This window comes from Stenotrophomonas sp. SORGH_AS_0282, from assembly GCF_030818125.1.
Classification (GTDB): domain Bacteria; phylum Pseudomonadota; class Gammaproteobacteria; order Xanthomonadales; family Xanthomonadaceae; genus Stenotrophomonas; species Stenotrophomonas rhizophila_A.
The window spans coordinates 3283482-3303384 of the sequence record NZ_JAUTAB010000001.1 but is presented as its reverse complement, the minus strand read 5'-3'; the positions used below and the strand labels follow the sequence as shown (position 1 = coordinate 3303384).

Below are 19903 nucleotides of genomic sequence, written 5' to 3'. Positions count from 1 at the left end.
AGTGCCTCAGGGCTTGGTCGGGGCCGGAGCCGGAGCCGGAGCAGTGGCCGGGGCCGCTGCCGGGGTGCGCAGGTCCACGTAGGCTTCGCCGCGCAGTTCCTGCAGGTAGCGGTTGTACTCTTCTTCCAGCTTGCGGCGGCCGATCGTCTCGCGGATCTGGGCGCGCTTGTTGTCGGTGCCCGAATCGGTCTGGCGGGTCGCCACGCGCTGCACGATGTGCCAGCCGGCGTCGGTGCGGAACGGCTGGCTGACGCCACCGTCGCTCAGGCCGGTGACCTGCTTGCCGAAGTCCGGGCCGAACGCGTCAGCCGGGAACCAGCCCAGATCGCCGCCCTGGCCCTTGCTGTTGGTGTCCTCGGACGAGGCCTTGGCTTCCGCCTCGAACTCGGCGCCGCCGGCGATGCGTGCACGGATCGAGTCGATCTTGGCCTTGGCGGTGGCGTTGTCCTGCTGGTCGTTGACCCGGATCAGGATGTGCCGGCCGTGGTATTCGGTGATGGTCTGGCCGGTGGTGGCGGCACTGGCGTCGCGCACTTCCACCAGCTTGAGCAGCTGGAAACCGCTCGGGCCGCGCAGCGGACCGACAACGTCGCCGGCCTTCATGCCGCTCATCATCTTCGCGAACGCGCCGGGAATCTCATCCAGGGAACGCCAGCCCAGGTCGCCGCCTTCCAGCGCGTTGGGGCTGTCCGAGTACCGGACGGCGGCCGCGTTGAAGTCCAGCTCGCCCTTGTCCAGCAGGCCCTTCACGCCGTCGACCTTCTGCTGGCCGGTGGCGATCTGCTCGGCCGTGGCGCCTTCGGGGAGGGCGATCAGGATGTGGGCCAGGTGGTACTGGGTGCCTGCCGTGGCTTCCTGCTTCAGCGCGGCATCCACTTCACCCTCGCTGACGCTGATGCGGCTCTGGGCGAAACTCTGGCGCAGGCGCTGCACGGTGATTTCATCGCGGACCGAGCTGCGGAAGTCGTTGAAATCCACGCCATCGGCGGCCAGGCGCTGGCGCAGGGCGTCCAGGTTGGACCCGTTCTGCTGGGCAATCGCGTTCAGGGCCTGGTTGAGCTCCTGGTCGCTGACCTTGATGCCACTGCCTTCGGCGCGCGTGACCTGCAGCTTGACCAGCACCAGGCGCTCGAGGACCTGGCGGCTGAGCACGTCATCCGGCGGCAGCTGGCCTTCGCGGCCGGCGTACTGGGCCTTGATGTTCACGATGGCGCGGTCCAGCTCGCTCTGCAGCACGACATCCTCGTCGACGATGGCGGCGATGCGGTCCAGCGACTGGCTCTGCTGGGCCAGCACCTGCAGCGGCGCGGAAACGGTGCTGACCGCGATCAGGGAGGCGAGTAGGACGGGGAAGGTCTTGGTCATGGGATCAGATTGGGATCGTAGTCTTCGCGCGTGGGGGCGCCCGTGTTGGCGGGCGGCACGAGATAGAGGTCGTCTCGGTAGTACCCGAGAATAGCACGGCGCAAAGTGCGGTCCGTGTTCTGGCCGATGGAGCTCAGGCCCTTCAGCACGAACTCGATCTGGAAGGAATTGTTCAGCTCACCTTCGCGGTTGCGCACGTACCGGCGGGCCAGTGCGCGGACCGCCAGGCAGCAGCTGTCCCATTGCACGCCACCGATGATTTCCAGCGGCGCCTTGTCTTCGATGGAGTAGTAATAGCGCCCCACCAGGCTCCAGGTCTGGTTGATCGGGTACAGGAAGGACAGGTCCACCTGCTCCAGCAGGGTGCGTTCTTCCTTGGTCGCCGTCGCCGGGGCCGCCGTGTTGAGACGGTGGCGGTAGGTCAGGTTGACGATGCCGTCGTTGGACATCAGGTAGCGCGCGCGCACGCTGGCCAGGTCCTCGCGCTTGTATTTGGGATCCCACTGGTAGGTGGCGCCCAGGTTCCAACGGTCGTTGATGGCGTAATTGGTATCGGCGATCCAGGCCGACTTGCCCTGTTCCACCTGCGAGGTGGTGCCGGGCAGGGTCACCCGCGAATCGTCGAAATACAGGATCTGGCCGATGCTGGCGGAGAAGCGCTCGCGGCCGGTTTCCTGGTTGATGAAGCGGGTACTCAACGCCATGGTCAGCTGGTTGGCGTCGTTCTGGCGGTCCGCACCGGTGTAGCGCGAATCGCGGAACAGCTGGCCCCAGCTGAAGGTGAAGTCGCGCGTATCGAAGATCGGCAGATCGCTCTGGTCGCGGTAGGGCGTGCGCAGGTAGAACAGGCGCGGCTCCAGCGTGTGCAGGTACGAGGTGCCGCCGATGGTGGTCTCGCGGTCGAAGAACATGCCTGCGTCGAGACTGGCGATCGGCACGCCGCGGTGCGGCGAGGTGTTGCCACGCAGCTGGTCGGGGGTGAGCGTGCCCAGATCGACATTTGCGTCGGTCAATGCCTGCAGTCGGGTCTGGTCGGCCAGTCCACGGTCCAGCTCATACCCGGTGTAGCGGTACGCCAGGGTCGGGGTCACATACCAGGACGCGCCGGCGAACGGGAAGGTGACGTAAGGCTTTACATCCAGCCGCGAACCGTTGAAGTACGGGGTGACCACGCCATTGCGGATGTATTCGCCGTCAGCATCCACGACCTTCTGGTCGACGTCGTCATGGGTGAAGTGCACCGCCTCGGCGTAGACCCCCACTTCCAGCCACGGCAGCAGCGGCTTGTCCCATGTGGCGAACAGGCGCGGCTGGCGGGAGTAGGGCAGCGACGCGTCGGTCAGCGTGTAATCGGTGTTCTGCCAGTAGTCGGCCATCAGCCCGGCCGTCCAGTTTTCACCGGTACCGTAGATGCCGACCTGGCTCTGCAGGCTCGAGGTGGTCACCCCCAGCAGCTTGCTGGAGAAGTCCTCGGTGTACCGCTCGTCACTGACCCAGGCGATGTTGGCGCGGGCCTGCCAGTGCGGGTCGATGTTGTGGTAACCCTGGTATTCGACCTGGCCGCGGTCGCGGTCGCGCAGCTTGTCATTGGGCAGGTAGGCGGTCTGCAGTTCGCCACGGCCGCCGTCGTACAGATAGCGGAACTCGTTGTCGAGCATCAGGCCGCGCTTGCTCATGTAGCGCGGGGTCAGGGTGTCGTCGTAGTTCGGCGCCAGGTTGAAGTAGATCGGCTGGGCATAATCGAAGCCGTTGCGGCCGGACATGCCCAGCTGCGGGTAGAGCAGGCCGGTCTGGCGGCGGTCGTCGATCGGGAACTTGAAGTACGGCGCCCACAGCACCGGCACGTTGCCGATGCGCAGCACCGCGTTGCGGGCGGTGCCGAAGCCTTCGTCATTGTCCACGTCGATCTGCGGCGCCGACAGTTTCCACACCGGCTGCGAGGGGTCGCAGGTGGTATAGGTCGAGCGGTGCATCTGGCCCACCGAACCCTGCAGGTCGATCGAGTCTGCGCCGCCATGGCCGCGCCGGTCCACCAGCTGGTACTGGATGTCGCTGATCTTGTGCGTGTCCGATTCCTGGTTGCCTTCGGCGCGCTTGGCCGTCATCCGGATCGACGAATCCTGGTAGCGCACATTGCCTTCGGCGATGTAGTTGCCACTTTCGGTGTCGAAGCTCAGGTGATCGGTGCCCAGGAACTGGTCGCCACGCTTCAGCGCCACGTTGCCCTGGTATTGCGGCACGGTGCTGGTACCGCTAAGCGCGTCGCCTTCGATATCGGTGGGTTGCTGGTCGCGGGTTTCGGCCGCGGCCTTGTCCGCCACAGGGGCGTCCTGGAAGGCGGGCAGGACATCGGTCACCGGGCACAAGCCCCAGTTCACCGGTTTGTCGTCGGCCATGGCCGGCAGGCAGATGGCGATGCTCAGGGGGAGAGGCAGCAGGCGGAGGGCTCGGCGCACGCGGGATTCGGATTCGGACGAAAACGGATCGTAGCTTGCCCCATCCCTTGCATAGGGGCAATGAAGGCTTGCTGCAGCCAAGGGTTCAGGTTCATCTCACAGCAGCGCGCCTACGTGCGCGACGGAGCATTCGGCAAGCGCCTGCAGGTCGTATCCGCCCTCCAGCATGGAGACCATGCGGCCGCCGCCATGGCGACGGGCCAGCCGGCGGAGCTCGGCGGTGATCCAGGCGAAATCCTCGGTTTCCAGCATCAGGTCGGCCTGCGGGTCGCGCAGGTGGGCATCGAAACCGGCCGAGACCAGCAGCAGCTGCGGGCGGAAATCGTCTATGGCCGGCAGCATCTCGTCGGCCCAGGTGTTGCGGAAGCGGAAGCTGCCGCTGCCCGGTGGCAGCAGGATGTTGAGCAGGTTGCCCGCGCCACGGTCGCGGCGCAGGCCCGAGTTGGGGAACAGCCCGGCCTGGTGGGTGCTGTAGTAGGCCACGCGCGGGTCGGCCACGAAGATGTCCTGGGTGCCGTTGCCGTGGTGGACGTCGAAATCGACCACCGCGATCCGCTCCAGCCCATAGCGGTCGCGCGCGTACGCGGCCGCGATGGCGATGTTGTTGAAGAGGCAGAACCCCATCGCCGTGGTCGCGGTGGCGTGGTGGCCGGGCGGGCGCACCGCGCAGAACGCCACCGGATCCCCGCCCAGCATCACGGCATCCACCGCGGCCACGCCGGCGCCGGCGGCATGCAGCGCGGCGCTGGCCGAACCGGGCGAGGTCATCGTGTCCATGTCGATCAGGCGCAGCGGTTCGGTCTGTGGCGCCAGCACCAGGTCGATCAGCGCGCTGTCGTGCACGCGCGCCAGCTCGCCGAACTTGGCCGGCGGCGCCTGGCGCCAGTCCAGCTGGTCGGGGTAGCTGGCACGCAGGGCATCGAGCACGACCTGCAGGCGTTCGGGGCATTCGGGGTGGCCGCGCCCGGGATCGTGTTGCAGACAGGCGGGGTGGGTGAAAACCAGCATGCGGACGGGGTTCCGGGGCGGGGGCGGCTCAGCCGTGGCGGCGGGTATGCTGCCAGAGGACCTCGCCGTGGCCGTCGGCGCGGGCGAGCACGCGGGCCAGCACGAACAGCAGGTCCGACAGCCGGTTGAGGTAGTGCAGCGCTTCGGCGCGCACCGGCTCCTGGCGGGCCAGGGTGACGGTTTCGCGCTCGGCGCGGCGCACGATGGTGCGGGCCAGATGGCAGCGTGCGGCGGCTTCGCCGCCACCGGGCAGGATGAACTCCTTCAACGCGGGCAGGTCGGCGTTGTAGTGGTCCAGGTGGCGCTCCAGTGCCGCGACGTCGCCCGCCTGGATTGCCGCATGGCCGGGAATGCACAGCTCGCCACCCAGGTCGAACAGCTGGTGCTGCACGGTGGTGAGCAGGGCGCGCACGTCATCGGGCAGCGCCACCGCCAGCAGCACGCCGAGCGCCGAATTGGCCTCGTCCACGCTGCCGAAGGCGTTGACCCGTGCCGCATCCTTGGCGACCCGGCTGCCGTCGCCCAGGCCGGTGCTGCCGTCATCGCCAGTGCGGGTGTAGATGCGCGACAGCCGGTTGCCCATGCGTGCCGGGCTCAGTGCAGCGCGTCGCGGCGGGCGTGCAGCAGCTTGACCACCTGTTCGGTGGCCAGCTGCAGCGCGGCGGCCAGGCCGACGTAGATCGCGGCGGTGCGCAGGTAGGGCAGGAACCAGTCCGCATAGTTGCGTGCCCAGCCCTGCAGCGTGGGGGCGGCGACCACGTCGCTGGTCCAGTAGAAGCCGCTCTGCGCGAACAGGTGGCACACCGCCACCGCCGCCAGCAGCAGCACGGAGCCCTTGGCCAGCGCGGTCCAGTCCGCGCCGTGGTAGCCCTGGCGCAGCAGCGCGCCACCGGCCCACATCGCGAAGTAGGCCGGCACCAGCAGTGCGGTCCCCGGCGAGACGCAGTAGTGCTGCCAGTAGCCGATGCCGCTGGCGCGGATCACCAGCACATCGATCACGATCGCCAGCACCATCAGCAGCGGGAAGGCCCAGCGCGTCCAGCTGCGCAGGTGGAAGCCTGCAATGAAGAACACCGCCCACGACGCGTCGGGGATCGCCGCGAAGTGATTGACCCGGGTCGCCGCCATCAGCAGCACGAGCACGAGCAGGATGAAGGCGCGTTGGGCGGTAGGGGTCATGGGGGGCAGGCGTCGGGAGTCCAGCGTTCATTCTAGCGCCTGCCGCCACGGGGCGTAGCCGGGCCGCACGCACTATCATGGGCGGCATGAGTGAACGTCATGACGTAGTGATCGTGGGCGGCGGCCTGGTCGGGGCCAGCCTGGCCATTGCCCTGGACCGGGCCGGCCGCGATGTCGGGCTGGTCGAGATCGCGCCGCCCGGCGCGCTGCCGCCGGTGTTCGACCAGCGCAACCTCAGTTTTGCCGCCGCCACGGTCAATGCCTTGACCGCGCTGGGGGTGATGCCGCTGCTGGGCTCGGCGGTGGGGCCGATCACCCGCATCCAGGTCACCCGCGCCGGTGATTTCGGCCGGGTCCAGATGGACGCTGCGCAGTACGATCGCCCGTGGTTCGGCCAGGTGGTGGTGGCGCGCGATTTCGGCCAGGCACTGGAAACCCGCCTGCAGGGCCTGCGCCGCCTCACCCGGTACCGGCCAGCGCGGTTCGTGAGGCTGGGCGCCACGATCGATGGCTGCCGCGAAGTGGTGATCGCAGACGATGCCGGTGAGCGCACCCTGCTGGCGCGGCTGGTGGTGGGCGCCGATGGCACCCGCAGTGGCGTGCGCGAGGGGCTGGGCATCGGCGTGGACGAACATGATTTCCAGCAGACCCTGTTCGTGGCCCGCGTCCGCTCGGCGCGCGCGCCGGACGGCACCGCGTTCGAACGGTTTACCGATACCGGCCCGACCGCCCTGCTGCCGCGGGGCGACCGCCATTACGGGGCGGTGCACAGCGTGGCCCGCGACCAGGCCGATGCGGTGCTGGCACTGGACGACGCGGCCTGGCTGGCGCGCCTGCAGCAGGCCATCGGCTGGCGCGCGGGGCGGCTGCTGGAAAGCGGCCCGCGCAGTGCCTACCCGCTGGTGCAGGTGTTGGCGCAGGGACTGGTGGGCGAGCGCGCGGTGCTGCTGGGCAATGCGGCGCAGACCATCCATCCGCTGGGCGCGCAGGGCTTCAACCTGGGCCTGCGCGACGCGCTGACCCTGGCCGAGCTGATCGAAACGGCCGACGACGTGGGCAGCGATGCGCTGCTGCAGGCGCATGTCGCGCGCCGGGACGAGGATCGCCGCCAGACCATCGCCTTCTCCGGCGGGCTGGCACGGCTGACCAGCAATCCCGCGCCGTTGATGCGCCCGCTGCGCAGTCTCGGGCTGCTGGCAGCGCAGGCGACCTCGATGCAGTCGATGCTGGTCGGCGGTGCCATGGGCTTCCGCGGCGAGGTCCCGGCGTTGTGCCGGGGAGCCGGCGCATGAGCCGGCGCGCGCGCGATGTGATCGTGGTGGGCGGCGGCGTGGTGGGCGCCGCCTGCGCGCTGGCGCTGGCCGATGCCGGGCTGGAGGTCACCCTGGTCGAAGGCCGCGAACCGCCAGCGTGGCAGCCGCAGCAGCCGGACCTGCGGGTGTATGCGTTCGCGCCTGACAACGCGAAGCTGCTGCGTACGCTCGGCGTATGGCCGGCGGTGCTGGCCGCGCGCGCCTGCACGTACCGGCGCATGCGGGTCTGGGACGCCGCCGGCGGTGAAGAACTGCAGTTCGATGCCGACCGCCTGGGCCGTGAGCAGCTGGGCTGGATCGTGGAAAACGACCTGCTGGTGGACCGGCTGTGGGCGGCCCTGCCGGCGGCGGGTGTGCAGCTGTGCTGCCCGGCACGGGTGGAAGGGCTCGAACAGGATGCCGACGGCGTGCGCGTGCGGCTGGAGGACGGGCGCCGGCTGGACGCCGCGCTGGCCATCGCCGCCGACGGCGCGGACTCGACCCTGCGCCGCCTGGCCGGCGTGCAGGTCAGCCGCCAGGAGTACGCGCAGCGCGGCGTGGTCGCCTACATCGATACCGAACAGGACAACCAGGCCACGGCCTGGCAGCGCTTCCTGACCACCGGGCCGCTGGCGGTGCTGCCGGCCGGCACGCACCGCAACTCCATCGTGTGGACGCTCCCTGATGCGGAGGCCGAACGCGTGCTGGGGCTGGACGAGGCCGCCTTCAACGCCGAGCTGACCCGCGCCTTCGGCGCCCGGCTGGGCGCGATGACCCTGGCCTCGCGGCGCGCCGCCTTCCCGCTGCGCCGCCAGCTGGCCAGTGCCTACGTGGCAGGCCACGTGCTGGCGCTGGGCGATGCCGCGCATGTGGTGCATCCGCTGGCCGGGCAGGGCGTGAACCTGGGCCTGCGCGATGTGGCGGCGCTGCATGCCACGGTGCTGCGTGCGCAGCAGCGACGCCAGGACTGGGCTTCGCCCGACCGCCTGCAGCGGTGGGCACGCGAACGCCGCAGCGAGAACACGGTGTCGGCCTATGGCTTTGACGCGATCAACACCATTTTCTCCAACGACGAGATGCATTTGACGCTGGCGCGTGGTTGCGCGCTGGGCGGCGTGGGCCGCCTGCCGCCACTGGTGTCGGCACTGTGGAAGCGCGCGGCGGGGCTGTAGGTCCCGGGGAGATCGAAATCTGGAAGTGGGCTGGGCTGCCACTGCGCAGACTGTGGCGCGGCTGGCGCTGTCCGGCCTCGACAGCGCGTCGCGCTTCCCATCTTCCGGAACTCCCCCATGGCACTTTCGCCCCTTGATCGTACCCAACAGCCGTCGTCGGCGAACCGCATGTTCGGCCGCGCTCCGCAAGGCGTCTCTGGCAGGCTTGGCTTGCAGCTCACCACCATACACAACCGTGGTGTGGCGTCGAAGCCGCTGCGTGACATCCCGGAGGCCCGCGCGGTCGGCGGTGAGGTCCACACGGTGGCGGCCGTGCGGCAGGACGACGTCGATCGCGACAGTTGCCAGTACTTCGTGAAGCTGTTGCTGTCCCACAAGCAGGGTATCCCGGTCAAGCAGTGCCTCGCGTTGAACCGGCGTCGCCAGGGCTGATGCGTGCGGCGGTGAGGCCCCCGCGTTGGCGCGACGAGCCCGGGATGATTGATTCTTGAAAGTGGGTGGCCCCTGCGTTTCAGCAGACTGAACGGGTCTGGAGGCGTTCCACCGTAACGGGTGCGGACGCGTCGCTCCCCTTCTCGAGGAAGAATCATGAGCATTGCCGAGGTTCTCAACCAGCTTTTCCGGCCGGCGTCGTTCAACGCTGAAAAGACCGTGCGCGCGATCGTTGCCCATCCCGAGGCGGCCGCCAGGGATTTCAATGGACTGATCACGCACATCAACAACAGGTGCCACCAGTACGGCATCGGCTGCCGGGGCGAGGATGGCCTTCGGGCCCAGGTGAACCTGGACAAATTTGCCCGCTCCAAGGGCGCCGCCGCGCCGACCGAGGGCCAGGCCAAGCTCCTGCTGAACAGCCTCAAATCCCTGCAGCGCGACCTCGAGCGCCAGCGTGGTCCGGCCCGGTTGGCCTCCGGAGCCCATGACAGCTGGAACAATGACCGCCTGAATCAGTTGAACAAAGCGCTGGAACTGACCCGCAGCCTGCAGCACTTCCGGGGGCCCGCCAGGGGCTGAGCCCTTCTCAGCGCAGCAGCCAGCGCTGCCGCGCGTCCTTCATCGCCCGGTCCACGCCAGTACCGTGATTTCCTCACGGTCGTGGTAGAGCTGCTTGGCGCGCACGGTGAGCGGTCGCCCGGCCTGCGCTTCGAACAGCTCCAGGCACAGCCGGGTTTCGTCCCAGCGCTTCTTCATCGGCAGCTTGAGGTTGAAGATCGCGTGCCGGCACCAGCCCTCGCGGAACCAGGTGGCCATGCGCTCGGCCACGCGGCGCGGCTGCTCGACCATGTCGCAGACCATCCAGTCCAGCGGCGCTTCGGGCTGCCAGTGGAACCCATCGGCGCGCAGGTGTTCGACCAAGCCGGTTTCCAGCACGTGCTCGCGCAGCGGGCCGTTGTCCACGCTGATCACGTGCATGTGCTGGCGGGTGAGCACCCAGGTCCAGCCGCCCGGGGCGGCGCCCAGGTCGGCCGAGCGCATGCCGGGCTTGACCAGCTGCTCGCGCTCTTCCGGGCTCATCAGGGTCAACAGCGCTTCGTCCAGCTTCAGCGCCGAGCGCGACGGCGCGTCGGGCAGCAGCTTCAGGCGTGGAATGCCCAGTGCCCAGGGAGCGCTGTCGCGGGTATCGGCCACGCAGACAAATGCATGGCGACCGTCAACGAACACGACATGCACGCGTGGCAGGCTGGTGTTGGGCTTGTCGGTGAGCAGGCCGGCCCTGCGCAGCGCCGGGCGCAGGGCATTGCCGAAGGCGCGGGCCAGGCCGGCCAGCGGCTTGCCTTCGTCCGAATCGGGATGTTCCACCCACATGTCGCCGAAGCGTTGCTGGCCGTCCAGCGCGGCCAGGATCGGGGTGATCCGGTCGGTTGGATCCAGCTCGCGCAGCTCGGCCAGCACCACCAGCTTCTGGCGGGCGAAGATCAGCGAACGCCACGGCAACGCTTTGGACAGCGCGGCGCCCTCGTCGGTGGCGAACAGCACGTAGCCATCGTTGCGCTGGGTACGGGCGTAACCGGCGATGTTGGCGTAGGCGGCACGCTCGGCAAGTTCACCAGCAAGTTCGGGCTCGAAGCCCTGCCGGCACAGGCACAGCAGGCCACTCATCGACGCACGCCCATGGCGTGGGTATCAGTAATGCGCACCGTTGATCTCCCCGTACTGGCGCAGCACTGCGCGCGCCGCGTCGCGTTCGATGTCGCGCACGACCTCGATGCCGCGCTTGTTGAGTTCGCCGATCCAGTCGGCCGGCAGCGGACCTTCATCGAACGGGGTCAGTTCTTCCACATCCTGCGCGCTGGCGCCGATCAGCAGCCGGTCGATGCCGGCCCAGATGGTGGCGCCGTAGCACTGGCAGCACGGCTGCGAGGAGGTGGCCAGGGTGATCGGCGACAGCACGTCGTTCAGGCGCGGCGTCTGCAGGCGCTGCTGGGCCAGCATGTAGGCCATGTTCTCGGCATGCGCCAGCGAGGTGCTGTGCGGCACCACGCGGTTGACGCCGGCCGCGATGACGCGGTCGTCCGGACCAAACACCACGGCGCCGAACGGGCCACCGGTTTCCGCCTCGACGTTCAGCCGCGACAGTTCGATCGCCAGGGCGACCTTGGCGGCATCGCCGGGATACGCACGGGCCAGGTCGATCTGGTCATGGATCCAGGCGGGCAGGGTGAGGTGGACTTGCGCGTACAGCATGGGACAGGCCTTTCGAATGCGGTGGGGCTTACGCCGACCAGGTGTCGCGCAGGGTGACGCTGCGGTTGAACACGGGGGCGGCGGCGGTGTGGTCGCGGCGGTCGGCGACGAAGTAGCCGGTGCGCTCGAACTGGAACGACTGTTCAGGCGCGGCGGTGGCCGCGGCCGGTTCGACGTAGCCGGTGACGGTGCGGCGCGACTCGGGGTTGAGGTAGTCGCGGTAGGTCTTGCCTTCGGACTCATCGTCCGGGTTGGGCACCGAGAACAGGCGGTCGTACAGGCGGATTTCGGCCGGCACGGCGTGCACGGCGCTGACCCAGTGGATGGTGCCCTTGACCTTGCGGTTGGCGCCTTCCATGCCGGGACGCGATTCGGGATCCAGCCAGCCGCGCAGTTCGGTGATGGTGCCGTCGGCATCCTTGATCACTTCATCGCAGCGGATGATGCCGGCGCCGCGCAGACGCACTTCGCCACCGGGCACCAGGCGCTTCCAGCCCTTGGGCGGCACCTCGGCGAAGTCTTCGCGCTCGATCCACAGTTCGCGCGCGAACGGCACTTCGCGGGTTCCGAAGGCGTCGTCCTTGGGGTGGTTGGAGAAGGTCAGCGTTTCGGCATGGCCCTCGGGCAGGTTGGTCAGCACCAGCTTGACCGGGTCGACCACGGCCATGCGGCGCGCGGCGGCACTGTCGAGGTCTTCGCGCAGCGCGCCTTCGAGCACGCTGAAGTCGATCATCGAGTTCTGCTTGCTGATGCCCACGCGTTCGGCGAACAGGCGCATCGCGGCCGGGGTGTAGCCACGGCGGCGCAGGCCCTGCAGGGTCGGCATGCGCGGGTCTTCCCAGCCATCGACGAGCTGTTCGGTGACCAGCGCCATCAGCTTGCGCTTGCTCATCACGGTGTAGTTGATGTTCAAACGGGAGAATTCGATCTGGCGCGGCTTGGCAGCTTCGCGCGGCAGGCCGCGTTCGACCAGTGGCGCGGTCAGCGCATCGTCATGGGCGAAGTCGACGTTGTCCACGCACCAGTCGTACAGCGGGCGGTGGTCTTCGAATTCCAGGGTGCACAGCGAGTGGGTGATGCCTTCGATGGAATCGCCCAGGGCATGGGCGAAGTCGTACATCGGGTAGATCGGCCAGGCGTTGCCGGTGTTCTGGTGCTCGACGTGCTTGATGCGGTACAGCGCGGGATCGCGCAGGTTGATGTTGCCGCTGGCCATGTCGATCTTGGCGCGCACGGTGCGCGCGCCGTCGGGGAACTCACCGGCGCGCATGCGGCGGAACAGGTCCAGGTTTTCGTCCACGCTGCGGTCGCGCCAGGGCGAGGGGCGGCCGGGTTCGGTCAGGGTGCCGCGGTAGGCGCGCACTTCCTCGGCCGAGAGGTCGCAGACATAGGCCTTGCCGTCGCGGATCAGCTTTTCGGCGGCCAGATAGTAGGCGTCGAAGTAGTCGGAGGCATGCCGCAGTTCGTTCCAGGTGAAGCCCAGCCAGCGCACGTCATCCTGGATGGCAGCCACGTACTCGGGGTCTTCCTTGGCCGGGTTGGTATCGTCGAAGCGCAGGTTGCAGACGCCGGCGAACTCACCGGCGATGCCGAAGTTCAGGCAGATCGACTTGGCATGGCCGATGTGCAGGTAGCCGTTGGGCTCGGGCGGGAAGCGCGTCTTGATCGCGGCATGCTTGCCGGCGGCCAGGTCCTCGCGGACGATCTGACGGATGAAATCCCGCTTTTCGTGGGTTTCCGGAAGGGCGTCGGTAGGGGCGGCAGTAGGCTCGGACATGATGCGCAGGCAGAAGGCAGAAAGATCGTCAGTCTAACGCGTCCCCCCGGGACGCGTTAGACGGTAGGTGCCGACCGTTGGTCGGGGTACGCGCCATCGCATGCGCGCTGTCGCCCCAAGGATTGCTGCGCAAACCTTGGGCCCCTTCTCACCAGCACCCATACCCCCGCCGCTTCGCGGCCGCCCCCTGACTCAGGGGGCTAGCACACAGACCGGTCCCGGCAAAGCCCCGGCCCACGTGTTCATGCCGACCGCGTATGCTGGCCACGAACTCGCCCGGAGCCTGCCCCATGCACGTGATCTACCAGGCCGACAACCTGTTCGACGCCCATCTGGTCAAGCACGCGCTGGAGGCGGCCGGGATTCCGGCCTTCGTTTTCGGTGAGTCGCTGCTGGGCGGGATGGGCGAGCTGCCGCTGTTCGGGGTGCTGCGGGTCTGCGTTCCGGACCTGGCCCGCCCGGAGGCGGAGCAGATCGTGGCCGGGCTGGACTTGGGCGGGCCACAGGACGACCCCATATTCGACGGTGACGAAAGCGCCGGCCTGTTGCCGGCCTAGGAGAGCGCCATGTTGGGGATTGCCAAGGGCCTGTTGGGTATCGGGGCGTTCAAGCAGCGCCTGCCGCGCCCGGAAGAGGCGCTGCCCGGCCGCGAGCACCCGCTGCCGCTGCACAACCAGCACTACGTGAACAGCCACCCGCTGAAGGACGGCTTCGCCGGGCTGGAGCGCATCCGCTTCGCCATGGGCTGCTTCTGGGGCGCGGAGCGCAAGTTCTGGACCTTGCCGGGGGTGTATTCGACCTCGGTGGGCTATGCGGGCGGGGTGACCCCGAACCCGACCTACGAGGAAGTGTGCTCGGGCCTGACCGGGCACACCGAGATCGTGGAGGTGGTCTTCGACCCGGCGATCATCAGCCTGGGCGAGCTGCTGCAGGTGTTCTGGGAGAACCACGACCCGACCCAGGGCATGCGCCAAGGCAACGATACCGGCACCCAGTACCGTTCGGCGGTCCACGCCACGTCCCAGGCCCAGTTCGATGCGGCGTTGGCCAGCCGCGATGCGTATCAGCAGCGCTTGACCGAGGCTGGGCTGGGGTCGATCACTACCGAGATCGAATATCCGGCGCCTACGTATTACTACGCTGAGGATTACCACCAGCAGTACCTGGCCAAGAATCCGAATGGCTATTGCGGGATTGGTGGGACTGGGGTGAGTTGCCCGATCGGGGTTGGGGCTTAACAGCTCCTGGTTGCATTTGATGCTGGAGGTGCCGGGCGTTGCCCGGCACCTTCATGCGTTTTGGCGAACAGCCGGTAGCCTGCGCATGGCCTGAGCTGGGCCGGCGGGTGCGGGTTTGCGGGACACGCCGTGAACCCATCCATGGGGGCTTGTAGAAAACATCCATGTTTTCTACAGTCCCGCAAACCCGCCCCCGCCGACCCTCGACGGTGTGTTGGGGGCCACGGGAAGATCAACGGCAGTGCCGATCATTTTCATGCGTTACCGGACGGTGGTGGGTTGCGTGCGTTCGTTCGGGAACCGAACCTACCAGCGCACCGCGTAGGGTCACGCCATGCGTGTCTGCTCTTTCCATCCGCATGCGACTCACCATCTGGGGCGGATGGCGGGCAGCCCCCGTAGGGACTGTCAAAAACATGGATGTTTTTGCCAAGCCCCCATGGACGGCGTGTCCCGGAGCGGGGCTGGCCGACGGCCGCCCTGCTCGGATGAACTGAAACGCCAGCCGTTCGCGGAAATCTCAAATGAAAACGGGACGAATGCAATCGCAGCATCCGTCCCGCTTTTACATCGGTAACAACTACGGCTTACAGCCGTTCGCGAATCGTCTGGCGCAGCGCTTCGAGGTCCTTGGCGAATGCGTCGATGCCGGCGGCCAGCTTCTCGGTGGCCATCGGGTCGGCGGCCAGGTCGGCGGCGAATGTCGCCGCGTCGATCGGGGTGACGGTGATCGCTTCGGGGGCGCCCGCCACCAGCTTGCGCGGCAGGTCGCCGTGGTCGGCGTCCAGCTTTTCCAGCAGGTCCGGCGAGATGGTCAGGCGGTCGCAACCGGCCAGTGCTTCGATCTGCGCGGTGGAACGGAACGAGGCGCCCATCACCACCGTCGGCGAGCCGCGGCGCTTGAACTCGGCGTACACGCCACGCACGAACACCACGCCCGGGTCGGCGTCGATGTTGGCCGGGGCCTGGCCGTTGGCCACGTACCAGTCCAGGATCCGGCCGACGAACGGGGAGATCAGGAACGCGCCGGCCTCGCTGCAGGCCAGCGCCTGGGTCGGGTTGAAGATCAGGGTCAGATTGCAGTCGATGCCTTCGGCCTGCAGCTGGCGGGCGGCTTCCACGCCTTCCCAGGTGGCGGCGATCTTGATCAGCACCTTGCTGCGCGGCACGCCGGCCGCTTCGTACATGGCGATGAACTGGCGCGCCTTGGTCACCGTGTTCGCCGTGTCGTGCGCCAGGTCGGCGTCGACTTCGGTGGACACACGGCCCGGCACCAGCGTGCTCAGCAGCGTGCCCACGCCCACGGTGAGGCGGTCAGCCACGGCGTGCACGACGGTTTCGCGCTCGCCCGACTGCTCACGGCCCCAGGCCAGTTCACGCTCGATCAGTTCGGCATAGACCGGCAGGTCGAGTGCCTTCTTGACCAGCGTGGGATTGGTCGTGCAGTCGACCGGCTTCAGGCGCTTGATCGCCTCGTAATCGCCGGTGTCGGCCACGACCACGGACAGGTCGCGCAGCTGCGAAAGTTTGGACGGGGTTGCGGTGCTCATTGCGGCTCCTGGAACGTTACCTGGGCCCTGCGCGGTGCGTGGCAGGGACGATCAAATCTTGGGGGCGTGGACGGCCTTCACCCGCAGGCGCAGTTTGCGGCCGCCAGGTGCATCCCAGTCCATCGACTGGCCAACGGCCAGGCCCAGCAGTGCGGTGCCCACCGGTGCGAGGATGGAGACCTTGCCCTGGTCGACATCGGCTTCGCGCGGGTACACCAGCGTCAGCTCGTGCTTGTCGCCGTGCAGCTCATCTTCGCATTCCACCCGGGAATGCATCATGACCACGCCTTCGGGCATCTGTTCCGGCGCCACGACGGTCGCACGGTTCAACTCATCTGCCAGGGCCAGCGCCGCAGGCGTCTTGGCGACGGTGGGTCCGTCGAGCATGGCCTCGAGGCGGTCCATGTCGTGACTGGAAACGGTGATGGACGGCGGCAAGCCGCTGGCGGTAGACATCTGAAACTCCTTGTTTATGGAAGACCCAAGCAAAAGGCGGCGCCTGCTGGCACCGCCTTGTCCTATTGTGCTGCCTATCCGCAGCGGATGCGACCCAGGCCCGGGGCACCCCGGCATGGCCGGTTCAGCGTGACCGTCAGGCCCGCGCCTGCAGCGGCTGCGGCCGGTCCGGGGCGCCATCGGCGGGGTCCAGCATGAACAATGCCTCCGGCAGCCGCTTGAACTGCTCGGCCAGCTGTTCCAGGAACCCGGTCATGGCCGAGCTGCGCCGCCAGGCCATCGCGATGCGCCGGCTGGGGCGGTCTTCGCCTTCGAAGTCGAGCAGACGGATGTTGTCCGAGCGCGGCACCGGCGGCTTCACCGACAGCGTCGGCAGCAGGGTGATGCCGACGTCGGCCGCGACCATCTGGCGCAGCGTCTCCAGGCTGGTGGCGCGGAATTCGGATTTCTCGTTGGCACCGAACAGCCGGCACACCGCCAGCGCCTGGTCGCGCAGGCAGTGCCCGTCTTCAAGCAGCAGCAGCTTCTGCGAAGACAGTTCCTGCACGTCCAGGTGCAGGCGTCGCGCCAGCGGGTGCTGGCCGGAGACGGCCAACAGGAACGGTTCCTCGAACAGGAACTCGGCGTGCAGCTGGTCGTCGTCCAGGGGCAGTGCCAACAGCGCCGCGTCCAGCCGGCCGTCGCGCAGCCGGTGCAGGAGTTCGTCGCTTTTTTCTTCGACCAGCAGCAGTTCCAGCTGCGGGAAGCGTCCGCGGATGTTGGGGATGACGTGCGGCAGCAGGTAGGGGCCCAGCGTGGGGAAGATGCCCAGCCGGACCGTGCCCGCTTCCGGGTCGCGGCTGCGCCGCGCCGCTTCTTTCAATTGTTCGATTTCGCCCATGATCGAGCGCGCGCGGGCGGCCGCTTCCAGCCCGGCCGGGGTCAGCATCACCTTGCGCGGGGAACGTTCCACCAGCGGCAGGCCCAGCTCATCCTCGAGCTTGCGGATCTGGGTCGAGAGCGTGGGCTGGCTGACGAAGCAGGACGCCGCCGCGCGACCAAAGTGGCGATGGTCAGCCAACGCCACCAGATATTTCAGATCACGTAGGTTCATTTCCTTGTACCTCTAGACGGTAATGGACCGGGCGATGGCGTGGTTTCCCCAGCAGGTAAAAAAGGTTCCCCGCAAGCGGGGAACCGGACGTTTCAGGCAGCTTCGGCGACGGCGCCGCTGCTCTTGGGAACGGTAGTTCGGATCAGGTGGTCAAAAGCGCTCAGCGCGGCCGTCGAACCGGCGCCCATGGCGATGATGATCTGCTTGTAGGGTACGGTTGTGCAATCTCCCGCGGCGAACACGCCCGGAACACTGGTCTGGCCGCGGTCGTCAATGACCACTTCGCCGCGCGGCGACAGCGCCACCGCGTCCTTCAGCCACTCCGTATTGGGCAGCAGCCCGATCTGCACGAAGATGCCTTCCAGCTCGACCCGGTGGGCGTCGCCACCCACGCGGTCCTTGTAGACCAGGCCGTTCACCTTTTGACCATCGCCCAGTACTTCCTGGGTGAGCGCGCTGGTGATGATGGTGACATTGCCCAGGCTGCGCAGCTTCTTCTGCAGGACTTCATCGGCACGGAGTTTGTCGTCGAACTCCAGAAGGGTCACATGCGTCACGATGCCGGCCAGGTCGATCGCCGCTTCCACCCCGGAATTGCCGCCGCCGATCACCGCCACGCGCTTGCCCTTGAACAACGGACCGTCGCAGTGCGGGCAGTAGGCCACGCCCTTGTTGCGGTACTGGTCTTCGCCGGGCACGTTCATCTGGCGCCAGCGCGCACCGGTGGACAGGATTACCGAGCGCGACTTCAGCGATGCGCCGTTCTCCAGCTTGATCTCGACCAGGCCATCGTCGCCGGCCGGCACCAGGCCGCTGGCGCGCTGCAGGTTCATGATGTCCACGTCGTACTCGCGCACGTGCTGTTCCAGTGCCATGGCCAGCTTCGGGCCTTCGGTTTCCTTGACCGAGATGAAGTTCTCGATCGCCATGGTGTCCAGGACCTGGCCACCGAAACGCTCGGCTGCCACGCCGGTACGGATGCCCTTGCGGGCGGCGTAGATCGCTGCAGCGGCGCCGGCCGGGCCGCCGCCGATGACCAGCACGTCGTACGGCGCCTTCGCGGCGATCTTCGCCGCATCGCGCTTGGCCGAACCGGTGTCCAGCTTGGCCACGATCTGCTCCAGGCTCATGCGGCCCTGGTCGAACACTTCACCGTTGAGGTACACGGTGGGCACGGACATGATCTGGCGTGCTTCGACCTCGGCCGGGAACAGGCCACCGTCGATCGCCACGTGCTGGATGCGCGGGTTCAGCACCGCCGCCAGGTTGAGTGCCTGGACCACGTCCGGGCAGTTCTGGCAGGACAGCGAGAAGTAGGTCTCGAACCGGTACTCGCCTTCCAGCCCCTGTACCTGCTCGATCACCTCGGCCGTTGCCTTGGAGGGGTGGCCGCCGACCTGCAGCAGCGCCAGCACCAGCGAGGTGAATTCGTGGCCCATCGGCAGGCCGGCGAAGGCCAGGTGGATGTCCTGGCCCGGCGTGGTCAACGCGAAGGAGGGGGTGCGCTCGGCGCCGTCGCGGCGCACGTCGAGGGTGATCTGGCTGGACAGGCTGACCAGGGTTTCCAGCAGCTCCAGCATCTCCTGCGACTTGGCGCCGTCGTCGGCGTGCGCGGTGATCTGGATCGGCCGGGTGACGCGTTCCAGGTAGGTCTTCAGCTGGGACTGGAGGTTGGCATCCAACATCGAGAAACTCCTTGATTCAGGCAAAGGAACGGCGTCGACGTACCACTACGGTACATCTGGGCGGCGTAGGGGTGAACCGAAGCGGGCGCGGGCGCACCGGCTTGGATTCACCCCCACTCCCGTCGCAACGGGAATGGGGATGAGGCGTTGCTTAGATCTTGCCGACCAGGTCCAGCGACGGGGTCAGGGTCTTCTCGCCTTCCTTCCACTTGGCCGGGCACACCTGGTTCGGGTTGGCGGCGGTGAACTGGGCAGCCTTCAGCTTGCGCAGGGTCTCGGAGACGTCACGGGCGATCTCGTTGGAGTGGATCTCCAGGGTCTTGATCACGCCTTCCGGGTTGATGATGAACGTGCCGCGCAGGGCCAGGCCTTCTTCGGCAATGTGCACGCCGAAGGCGTTGGTCAGCTGGTGGGTCGGGTCGCCGACCAGCGGGAACTGGGCCTTGCCGACGGCCGGCGAGGTTTCGTGCCACACCTTGTGCGAGAAGTGGGTGTCGGTGGTGACGATGTACACCTCGGCACCGGCCTTCTGGAACTCGGCGTAATGATCGGCGGCGTCTTCAATCTCGGTCGGGCAGTTGAAGGTGAAGGCGGCCGGCATGAAGATCAGGACCGACCACTGGCCCTTCAGGGTGCTGTCCGACACCTTGATGAATTCGCCATTCTGATAGGCGTTGGCTTCGAACGGCTTGATCTGGGTGTTGATGAGCGACATCGATATTCCTCGTGGTGAAGGGGGATGGGTGAATCAGCCAACACAGAGTACCGGCTGGGTTTCGATAAGGAAAATGCATTGATTTCATCAATACGATAGACACAGTCTATCGAAACGGCCTGATTCCCGAGTGAACGCGGGCCGCTATTCATTCGTAGCCCATTGTGTGGAAAGGATTTTCATCATTTCCTCGCGCCGCGCGGTGATAGCCGCAGGTTATCCGCCCGTCGCG

At 67.5% G+C, this 19903-nt stretch carries 19 protein-coding genes; 6 read left to right on the top strand and 13 right to left on the bottom strand.

Annotated features, from left to right (window positions below; translation table 11 throughout):
* Nucleotides 1-6: 6 nt before the first annotated feature.
* The 5 genes from QE395_RS14985 to QE395_RS14965 all read right to left on the bottom strand — a co-directional run bounded on the left by QE395_RS14985 (nucleotide 7) and on the right by QE395_RS14965 (nucleotide 6008).
* A complete protein-coding gene (locus QE395_RS14985; protein WP_095364627.1) occupies nucleotides 7-1365 on the bottom strand; it encodes a peptidylprolyl isomerase in 1359 nt (452 codons plus the stop codon).
* Nucleotides 1362-3821 carry an LPS-assembly protein LptD gene (gene lptD, locus QE395_RS14980; protein WP_093532932.1) on the bottom strand — a complete coding sequence of 820 codons (2460 nt, stop codon included), beginning with the start codon at nucleotides 3819-3821 and terminating at the stop codon, nucleotides 1362-1364. Before lptD ends, QE395_RS14985 begins: the two co-directional genes overlap by 4 nt.
* Nucleotides 3822-3917: 96 nt before the next feature.
* On the bottom strand, nucleotides 3918-4829 hold the full coding sequence (locus QE395_RS14975; RefSeq protein ID WP_068849338.1) for a histone deacetylase family protein: 912 nt from the start codon (nucleotides 4827-4829) through the stop codon (nucleotides 3918-3920).
* Between the two features lie 28 nt (nucleotides 4830-4857).
* On the bottom strand, nucleotides 4858-5412 hold the full coding sequence (locus QE395_RS14970; protein ID WP_068849340.1) for a cob(I)yrinic acid a,c-diamide adenosyltransferase: 555 nt from the start codon (nucleotides 5410-5412) through the stop codon (nucleotides 4858-4860).
* 11 nt (nucleotides 5413-5423) lie between these two features.
* Nucleotides 5424-6008: a hypothetical protein gene (locus QE395_RS14965; protein ID WP_068849342.1), complete on the bottom strand. Its 585-nt coding sequence runs from the start codon at nucleotides 6006-6008 to the stop codon at nucleotides 5424-5426.
* An 86-nt stretch (nucleotides 6009-6094) separates the two neighbouring features.
* Here QE395_RS14965 and ubiH point away from each other — a divergent pair, with 86 nt between their 5' ends.
* The 4 genes from ubiH to QE395_RS14945 all read left to right on the top strand — a co-directional run bounded on the left by ubiH (nucleotide 6095) and on the right by QE395_RS14945 (nucleotide 9486).
* Entirely contained in the window at nucleotides 6095-7300 is a 1206-nt protein-coding gene (gene ubiH / locus QE395_RS14960) for a 2-octaprenyl-6-methoxyphenyl hydroxylase (RefSeq protein ID WP_068854550.1), read from the top strand.
* Nucleotides 7297-8472, top strand: a complete 1176-nt coding sequence (locus tag QE395_RS14955) for a UbiH/UbiF family hydroxylase (RefSeq protein WP_306989809.1) — start codon at nucleotides 7297-7299, stop codon at nucleotides 8470-8472. Before ubiH ends, QE395_RS14955 begins: the two co-directional genes overlap by 4 nt.
* Nucleotides 8473-8589: 117 nt before the next feature.
* Nucleotides 8590-8904 (top strand): hypothetical protein, encoded by a 315-nt coding sequence (locus QE395_RS14950; protein ID WP_141236301.1) that lies wholly within the window; start codon nucleotides 8590-8592, stop codon nucleotides 8902-8904.
* Nucleotides 8905-9060: 156 nt separating this feature from the next.
* A complete protein-coding gene (locus QE395_RS14945) occupies nucleotides 9061-9486 on the top strand; it encodes a hypothetical protein (RefSeq protein ID WP_095364629.1) in 426 nt (141 codons plus the stop codon).
* 39 nt (nucleotides 9487-9525) lie between these two features.
* Here the strand turns inward: QE395_RS14945 and rlmM are convergent, their stop codons facing one another.
* From rlmM to QE395_RS14930, 3 genes are read right to left on the bottom strand one after another with little or no spacing between them, the layout of a single operon-like run.
* On the bottom strand, nucleotides 9526-10572 hold the full coding sequence (rlmM, locus tag QE395_RS14940) for a 23S rRNA (cytidine(2498)-2'-O)-methyltransferase RlmM (protein WP_306989806.1): 1047 nt from the start codon (nucleotides 10570-10572) through the stop codon (nucleotides 9526-9528).
* Between the two features lie 24 nt (nucleotides 10573-10596).
* Complete coding sequence (locus tag QE395_RS14935; RefSeq protein ID WP_095364630.1) at nucleotides 10597-11157, bottom strand: nucleoside deaminase; 561 nt, start codon at nucleotides 11155-11157, stop codon at nucleotides 10597-10599.
* 28 nt (nucleotides 11158-11185) lie between these two features.
* On the bottom strand, nucleotides 11186-12934 hold the full coding sequence (locus tag QE395_RS14930) for a glutamine--tRNA ligase/YqeY domain fusion protein (RefSeq protein ID WP_210131989.1): 1749 nt from the start codon (nucleotides 12932-12934) through the stop codon (nucleotides 11186-11188).
* Nucleotides 12935-13224: 290 nt separating this feature from the next.
* Here QE395_RS14930 and QE395_RS14925 point away from each other — a divergent pair, with 290 nt between their 5' ends.
* Nucleotides 13225-13491 (top strand): DUF2007 domain-containing protein, encoded by a 267-nt coding sequence (locus QE395_RS14925; RefSeq protein ID WP_068849355.1) that lies wholly within the window; start codon nucleotides 13225-13227, stop codon nucleotides 13489-13491.
* A gap of 30 nt (nucleotides 13492-13521) precedes the next feature.
* A complete protein-coding gene (gene msrA, locus QE395_RS14920; RefSeq protein WP_306990528.1) occupies nucleotides 13522-14172 on the top strand; it encodes a peptide-methionine (S)-S-oxide reductase MsrA in 651 nt (216 codons plus the stop codon).
* Between the two features lie 587 nt (nucleotides 14173-14759).
* Here msrA and QE395_RS14915 read toward each other — a convergent pair.
* From QE395_RS14915 to ahpC, 5 genes are all read right to left on the bottom strand, one after another.
* Nucleotides 14760-15722, bottom strand: coding sequence for a transaldolase (locus QE395_RS14915; RefSeq protein WP_249833781.1), 963 nt, complete (start codon nucleotides 15720-15722; stop codon nucleotides 14760-14762).
* Between the two features lie 51 nt (nucleotides 15723-15773).
* Nucleotides 15774-16178, bottom strand: coding sequence for a nucleoside diphosphate kinase regulator (rnk, locus tag QE395_RS14910; RefSeq protein WP_068849359.1), 405 nt, complete (start codon nucleotides 16176-16178; stop codon nucleotides 15774-15776).
* A 136-nt stretch (nucleotides 16179-16314) separates the two neighbouring features.
* Complete coding sequence (locus QE395_RS14905) at nucleotides 16315-17271, bottom strand: LysR substrate-binding domain-containing protein (protein WP_068849361.1); 957 nt, start codon at nucleotides 17269-17271, stop codon at nucleotides 16315-16317.
* Nucleotides 17272-17363: 92 nt separating this feature from the next.
* Nucleotides 17364-18956: an alkyl hydroperoxide reductase subunit F gene (gene ahpF / locus QE395_RS14900; protein WP_093532920.1), complete on the bottom strand. Its 1593-nt coding sequence runs from the start codon at nucleotides 18954-18956 to the stop codon at nucleotides 17364-17366.
* Between the two features lie 151 nt (nucleotides 18957-19107).
* Nucleotides 19108-19671, bottom strand: coding sequence for an alkyl hydroperoxide reductase subunit C (gene ahpC / locus QE395_RS14895; protein ID WP_068849365.1), 564 nt, complete (start codon nucleotides 19669-19671; stop codon nucleotides 19108-19110).
* Nucleotides 19672-19903 lie beyond the last annotated feature (232 nt).

Bases quoted from the DNA above. Each gene is read 5' to 3' on its own strand.
- QE395_RS14985 (WP_095364627.1), bottom strand. From the start codon at position 1,365: ATGACCAAGACCTTCCCCGTCCTACTCGCCTCCCTGATCGCGGTCAGC.
- QE395_RS14975 (WP_068849338.1), bottom strand. From the start codon at position 4,829: ATGCTGGTTTTCACCCACCCCGCCTGTCTGCAACACGATCCCGGGCGC.
- QE395_RS14970 (WP_068849340.1), bottom strand. From the start codon at position 5,412: ATGGGCAACCGGCTGTCGCGCATCTACACCCGCACTGGCGATGACGGC.
- QE395_RS14965 (WP_068849342.1), bottom strand. From the start codon at position 6,008: ATGACCCCTACCGCCCAACGCGCCTTCATCCTGCTCGTGCTCGTGCTG.
- ubiH (WP_068854550.1), top strand. From the start codon at position 6,095: ATGAGTGAACGTCATGACGTAGTGATCGTGGGCGGCGGCCTGGTCGGG.
- QE395_RS14955 (WP_306989809.1), top strand. From the start codon at position 7,297: ATGAGCCGGCGCGCGCGCGATGTGATCGTGGTGGGCGGCGGCGTGGTG.
- QE395_RS14950 (WP_141236301.1), top strand. From the start codon at position 8,590: ATGGCACTTTCGCCCCTTGATCGTACCCAACAGCCGTCGTCGGCGAAC.
- QE395_RS14945 (WP_095364629.1), top strand. From the start codon at position 9,061: ATGAGCATTGCCGAGGTTCTCAACCAGCTTTTCCGGCCGGCGTCGTTC.
- rlmM (WP_306989806.1), bottom strand. From the start codon at position 10,572: ATGAGTGGCCTGCTGTGCCTGTGCCGGCAGGGCTTCGAGCCCGAACTT.
- QE395_RS14935 (WP_095364630.1), bottom strand. From the start codon at position 11,157: ATGCTGTACGCGCAAGTCCACCTCACCCTGCCCGCCTGGATCCATGAC.
- QE395_RS14930 (WP_210131989.1), bottom strand. From the start codon at position 12,934: ATGTCCGAGCCTACTGCCGCCCCTACCGACGCCCTTCCGGAAACCCAC.
- QE395_RS14925 (WP_068849355.1), top strand. From the start codon at position 13,225: ATGCACGTGATCTACCAGGCCGACAACCTGTTCGACGCCCATCTGGTC.
- QE395_RS14915 (WP_249833781.1), bottom strand. From the start codon at position 15,722: ATGAGCACCGCAACCCCGTCCAAACTTTCGCAGCTGCGCGACCTGTCC.
- rnk (WP_068849359.1), bottom strand. From the start codon at position 16,178: ATGTCTACCGCCAGCGGCTTGCCGCCGTCCATCACCGTTTCCAGTCAC.
- QE395_RS14905 (WP_068849361.1), bottom strand. From the start codon at position 17,271: ATGAACCTACGTGATCTGAAATATCTGGTGGCGTTGGCTGACCATCGC.
- ahpF (WP_093532920.1), bottom strand. From the start codon at position 18,956: ATGTTGGATGCCAACCTCCAGTCCCAGCTGAAGACCTACCTGGAACGC.
- ahpC (WP_068849365.1), bottom strand. From the start codon at position 19,671: ATGTCGCTCATCAACACCCAGATCAAGCCGTTCGAAGCCAACGCCTAT.